Genomic DNA, 6,167 nt, shown 5'->3' on the forward strand with positions numbered 1-6,167 from the left:
ATAAGTAAATGTTACTAAAATTACATTTTATCAGGTGTATTACCCAGGACAAATAATTAAATAAAGTTTCTAGTCCAATCTAGACAACAAACTATATCTTAATAAAAGTGAGCCAATGCCTCTCCCATTAAATGAGTGAGACAGTGAAATATTCTACCCTAATAGACCTACTTAAAACTTTATCAGCAGAACAACCAGAAAAACTAGCATACACTTTCTTGGTTGACGGAAAAAAAGAAGGAGAAAGCTTGACCTATGCTTCACTAGAGCGTCGAGTACGAGCTATTGCAGCATTGCTACAAAAACATCAAGTCAAAGGAGAAAGAAGCTTACTACTCTATCCACAAGGATTAGAAGCAATAGCAGCTTTTTGTGGTTGTCTATATTCTGGAGTCATAGCTATTCCTGTGCCACCTCCAGAAGCAGGTCGTCTTAAACGTACCTTACCTAGACTAAGAGCTATAGTTCAAGATGCTCAAGCTTCCATAGTTCTAACAACTGGTACCATAATTTCTCTTGTAGAAGAAGTAGCAGATGAGTTTCCCGAATTCGAGACAATGCGCTGGATAGATACTGAATCTGTTGACCTAGAGTTAGCTAAAGAATGGGTAGACCCTGAAATTACTAGCGATACTCTAGCATATTTACAGTATACTTCCGGTTCAACATCGACTCCAAAAGGGGTAATGCTTACCCATAAAAACTTGCTTCATCACTTGGGGTATCTACAGAGAGCTTGTGGGTACACGCCCGAAAGTATAACAGTAACCTGGATGCCTTTCTTTCACGATTATGGATTAGTGGAAGGAATGATGGAGCCTTTATTCAATGGGACTCCATGTTACATTATGTCCCCATTCTCATTTGTCAAGCAACCGCTCCGTTGGCTGCAAGCTCTTTCAAATTACAAAGCTACTCACAGTCAGGGACCTAACTTTGCCTATGACCTTTGTGTTCGGCGAGTTAAACCAAAACAACTATCTACATTAGACCTGAGTAATTGGGAAGCAGCAGGTAATGCAGCAGAACCTATTAATCCTAAAGTTATGGAGAGTTTCTACGAAACTTTCTCAGGTACTGGTTTTCGTTGGAATGCTTTTGCTCCATGTTATGGATTAGCAGAAGATACCCTCCTGGTATCAGCTAAACCAAAACTTACAGATCCTGTACTTTGTACTATAGATGCAACTGCTTTAGTAGAAGAAAAGAAAATTGTAGAAGTTTCTCACAATGAAACAGGGGTAAGAGCTTATCCATCTTGTGGTCGCTTAGTTTGTGAAACTCAGGTCGCTATTGTTAATCCAGAAACTTTCACAAAATGTGCAACTGATGAAGTAGGAGAAATTTGGGTATTAGACCCTAGTGTGGCTCAAGGATACTGGGAACGTCCGGAAGCAACTAAAGAAACATTCCAAGCTTATATAAAAGACAGTGGAGAAGGTCCATTTTTGCGGACTGGAGACCTAGGTTTTCTGAAAGATGGGGAACTATATATTACTGGGCGGATCAAGGATTTGATCATTATCCGAGGTACAAATCACTACCCCCAAGATATAGAGTGGACAGTACAACAAGTTCATCCCGCTCTCCGTCCAGACTATGGCGCAGCATTTTCAATTGAAGTTAAGGGTGATGAACATCTAGTAATTGTTCAAGAGGTGGAGCGTCGCACCCAAGATTTGGATACTGAGAAAGTAATTAATGACATCCGCCAGGTTGTCTCTGAGGACCATGAGCTACAAGTTTATGCTGTAGTTTTAGGTAAACCAGGAAATATTCTCAAGACCGCCAGTGGCAAGATTCAACGTCGTGCCTGTCGCTCAAACTTTTTGGCAGGAACACTAGATGTAATAGCTGACTGGAGTGAAAATCCTCAACTAACCTCTAAGTATCGCCAGTTACAAGAAGAAGTTGAGTCATTGGCATCTCAAGTGAAAAATAGCTAGTGGGACGAATGCCATTCGCCCCTACAAAAAAATCAGGAAATTTAGCATGGATAAACTAAAGCAATATTGGGTAGCTGAAGAACTAGAACGTGCTCTTGGCGATCCAGAAAATCCAGACAGTAAAATGTCTTTTAAAAGAGTAATTGAGATTGATGAGAGTGAAGAATTTCCCCATGAGGAAATTGCATGGCTCTATAACTGGAAACTACAACATTACTATGTGCCTGTGAATTGTGGTGGAGAGTTTACTTCTTTTGAAGAGTTTGTAGCTTTTGTTCGAGTTTTGTGTCGGCGCGACCAAACAATAGGAATTGCTTTTACTACTTTGTTTTGGTCTTTTATTACCTGGATGGCTGGTACAGATGAGCAAAAACAAAGGTTAGCAACTTATATTAAAGATGAACATGGAGCAATGTGTCTCGGTTACTCAGAAAAGGAACATGGTGCTGACCTAGTTGGTGGAGATTTAACGGCCACAAAAGTTCCAGGAGGTTATCTACTAAATGGAGAAAAGTGGCCTATAAATCGGGCAACTATTTCAGGAGTATCTTATATATTAGCAAAGACAGATAAAGAAGATGGCGGGGCTAGAAGTCTATCTTTATTTATGGTAGAAAAAAGCCGACTCGATCCAGCAAATTACTACAATTTACCGAAAATTCTTACCCACGGAATTCGAGCTTCTGATATGAGTGGGATAGGTTTTAAAGATTGCTTTGTTCCTGAAGATATGTTGATCAAAGGGGAAGGAGCTGGTCTAGAAGTAGCTCTGAAAGGATTTCAAATTACTCGAACTTTATGTGCAGCTTTTTCTCATGGTGCTGCTGATACGGCTTTAAGAACTACGTTAAAGTTTGCAATTAATCGGGTCATTTATAATAAGACAGTATTTGACATTCCTCAACCTAGAAAAATTCTTCTAGACGCATTTTTAGACCTATTGATTTGTGATTGTGAAACTATTGGGGCAGCAAGAGGATTTCATGTTATTCCCGAACAATTTAGTGTTTGGGCAGCAGTGGTGAAATATTTTGTCACTGTTCAGTTAGAAACAATGATTAATAATATTTCATCAGTGTTAGGTTCTCGTTTTTATATGCGAGAAGAACATGATTTTGGAATGTTCCAAAAAGTGCTGAGAGATAATTCAATTATTAGTGTGTTTGATGGTAGTACAACTGTTAATTTGCACGCTCTAATGTTGCAGTTCCGTCAGTTAACAAAACATCGTTCTCGACGGAATTCTGCTAAGATGGAAAAAATTAAATCTCGTCTGGAAATAATTTATTCCTTAGAGAAACAATTGCCTACTTTGGAACCAGAAAAATTAGAAATTTCAGGGCGGGGCGCTGATGATACTTTACAAGGATTAGAAATTGCATTAGAACAGTTAAAAGGTTTAAAAAATGCTAATATAGAACCATTAGTTCTAGAGCAAATTACGACCCTAACTGAATGTATCCTTGAAGAAGTAAATGCTCATGATCAACAAATTGCTAATTCAGCATTTGAGTTCGGTCACGACCAGTCACCAGAACTATTTGATATAACTAAAAAATATTGTGCTTTACACGCTGCTACTGCGTGTGTACAAATGTGGATTTATAACCGAGAATTACTAGGAGACTTCTTTGCTAGTGGTGAATGGTTAGTTTTAAGTCTAAATCGTCTACTACAACCTTTTGGGCATTCACAAAAAGTAGACCAATCCTACCAGGAAAAAGTCACTCAAGAAATGCTCAAACTTTATAAAGAAAATAAAGCTTTTTCTATTGTTCCTTTTCAATTAGCAAAAACTCAAAAACAGGAGAATATAACAAATGCAACAACTTCAGAACTCCAGCACGCTTAATGAAAATTCCCCAGTAGAAATTCTGCAAAACTGGATTAGGGAGAGACTAGCAGAACAACTTACTATTGATAAAAACACTATTGAGTTTGCAGATCCTCTAACTCGTCATGGTTTAGATTCTATTGATGCAGTAACTCTAGTGGGTGAATTAGAAGATGAATTAGATTTAGAATTACCTTCTACTTTGTTCTGGGATTATCCGACAATTGAGAAATCAGCTCAATATCTAGTGTCTGAATTTGATATTTCAGAAGCATTAGAAAATCTGGAATTTTCTGAAGAAGTAACAGAAAAAGAAGAAGAACCTGCTGCAAAATCTGGTAAAGGTTGGGGCGGTTTTTGGAAATAAGTAAGTGGTTCTTTATTAATGGATAATGGATAATTGATAATTACCTCTTTAAAAATTGATAATGAATAGTGGATAATGAAAAATATCTGTAATTATCAATGATTAATTATTATGAGAGGCTTTAAACCTTTCGGGATTAATTATCAATTATCCATTGGTAAAAACACTTAGTAGCACATAGACATCTCCAAGAAATAAAAGAATTTCCCTGAAAAGTTAGTATAACTTCTAGGACGCCGTAATTTCTGAAGATATTTAAGAGAAAAAGTCTTAATCATACCTGTAAAATTGAGTATAGATTAAGACTTTTTCTTGATAAAATGAGAAACAAACTGTAGTTACTAGAAAAAATTTGTCCTGGTAACTTGAAATTAATTTAACAGATAAACAAATGGCTCAGACCCTAAGTAATTGGGATAAGTTGCTATCTAGAGAGAGGAGGAAATAGTTAATTGAATTTTTCTGATTTTTCCTTCTGGTGGGTACTACTGATTTTTAGTGTGCCTTTCTTTAGTATTCGTGCTATAGGAAAAAATTTAAACCTATGGCGAGATTATTTTGATACCATCGGTTTGATGGTATTGTCTCTAACATTATTTTTAAATGCTAATGTAAAAAGTTTTGCTGTATTTATATTTGAAGTGATTTTCAACTACATAATGGTACAACTAATGTTCCAAAGACGTGGTTGGGAGTCAAGGGCGATCGCTACTTTTTTAATAGTTTTTGATGTAGCTGTATTAGCATACTTTAAATATCTCACATTTTTTGTAGAAGATGTAGTTGGTTTAGTAATAGCAATTCCGAATAATTGGCAACAAAGTTTTCCTTTACCTGTATATAAGACTATTCCACCAGGTATTTCTTTTTATACTTTCCAGATGGTGGCATTTGTTGTAGATTCTTTTACAGCAAAAAGTAAAAAGAAAAAGCAGATTAATTTTGTAGATTACGTTAACTTTATTGCATTTTTCCCTCAGATTGTAGCAGGTCCAATTGAAAGACGCAAACAATTATTACCTCAAATAGAATCTTTCCGGTTCAAATTTACAGCGGAAAATTTTGATATAGGTTTACGCTGGTTGTCTCTAGGTTTATTTATGAAATTTGTTCTAGCAGATAACATTACTCCATATATCGACCTGCAAGAAACGGCAAATGCTTGGTTGGTTTGGTTTCATGCTTTCTTGTTTACTTTAAGAATATATTTTGACTTTGGTGGATACAGCTTTATGGCTGTTGGTATAGCTAAAGTTGTTGGAGTAAAATTAGAACTTAACTTTCTTGCGCCATATACCTCTGTAAGTATTCAAGAATTTTGGCGACGTTGGCACATTACTTTGAGTAACTGGTTTAGGGACTATGTTTTTATTCCCTTGATGGGTGCGAATAAACAGTGGGCAGCATTCTATTTATTTATAACTTTTACTCTTTCAGGTTTTTGGCATGGTGCAGCCTGGAATTTTATTTTATGGGGAGCTTACCACGGCGCTCTATTATTGGTACTCAGATATGCAGGTAGATCGTTTCAGAGATTTGTGGGGAGATGGACTGCCAAAACTGAGTTTATATCCTGGGCCTTGACATTAATATCGGTAACTCTAGGTTGTTTATTTTTCATGGAAACCAATATTAGTAGGTTGGGTGTTAAATTACAAACTTTAGTTACGCCATGGGCATATTCATTCTCTGGAGTTATTGATGCCTTTAGTTCTTATAGTATAAATGAGGCTTATGCTTTAGCTTTTACTATGTTTCTAGCAATGGGGGCATTATTTTTAGAACATTTGGCAATCTGGCAAAAACGAGAGGAGTATGAAATATTATTGTCTCCTTGGGTATCCAGAACTTTGTTAGGTTTAACTATTTTATTAGGAGCGACTGTTCCTTCTGCATTTATTTACTTCGAGTTTTAGTTGGATTACAGTTAGTAATAGAATTGGAAAAATCTCTGAGTTTGGAGTTTTAAATTTAAGAATATTTTTTCTGAGAAGATTATCTAAATAAATACCTATTAAGG

The 6,167-nt window shown here is 36.3% G+C and carries 4 protein-coding genes; all 4 read left to right on the forward strand.

Annotation, left to right across the window (positions count from 1 at the left end; all coding sequences use genetic code 11):
- The first annotated feature begins 143 nt into the window (after positions 1–143).
- The 4 genes from AFK68_RS14950 (at position 144) to AFK68_RS14965 (ending at position 6,063) form a co-directional block, all read left to right on the forward strand.
- Entirely contained in the window at positions 144–1,946 is a 1,803-nt protein-coding gene (locus AFK68_RS14950) for a fatty acyl-AMP ligase (RefSeq protein WP_246844209.1), read from the forward strand.
- 46 nt (positions 1,947–1,992) lie between these two features.
- Positions 1,993–3,798 (forward strand): acyl-CoA dehydrogenase, encoded by a 1,806-nt coding sequence (locus tag AFK68_RS14955; RefSeq protein ID WP_094673489.1) that lies wholly within the window; start codon positions 1,993–1,995, stop codon positions 3,796–3,798.
- On the forward strand, positions 3,767–4,147 hold the full coding sequence (locus tag AFK68_RS14960; protein ID WP_094673490.1) for an acyl carrier protein: 381 nt from the start codon (positions 3,767–3,769) through the stop codon (positions 4,145–4,147). Before AFK68_RS14955 ends, AFK68_RS14960 begins: the two co-directional genes overlap by 32 nt.
- Before the next feature lie 452 nt (positions 4,148–4,599).
- Positions 4,600–6,063, forward strand: a complete 1,464-nt coding sequence (locus tag AFK68_RS14965; RefSeq protein WP_094673491.1) for an MBOAT family protein — start codon at positions 4,600–4,602, stop codon at positions 6,061–6,063.
- The last annotated feature ends 104 nt before the right edge of the window (positions 6,064–6,167 follow it).

Origin of the sequence: Hydrocoleum sp. CS-953 (assembly GCF_002260545.1) — a bacterium.
Classification (GTDB): Bacteria; Cyanobacteriota; Cyanobacteriia; order Cyanobacteriales; family Microcoleaceae; genus Trichodesmium.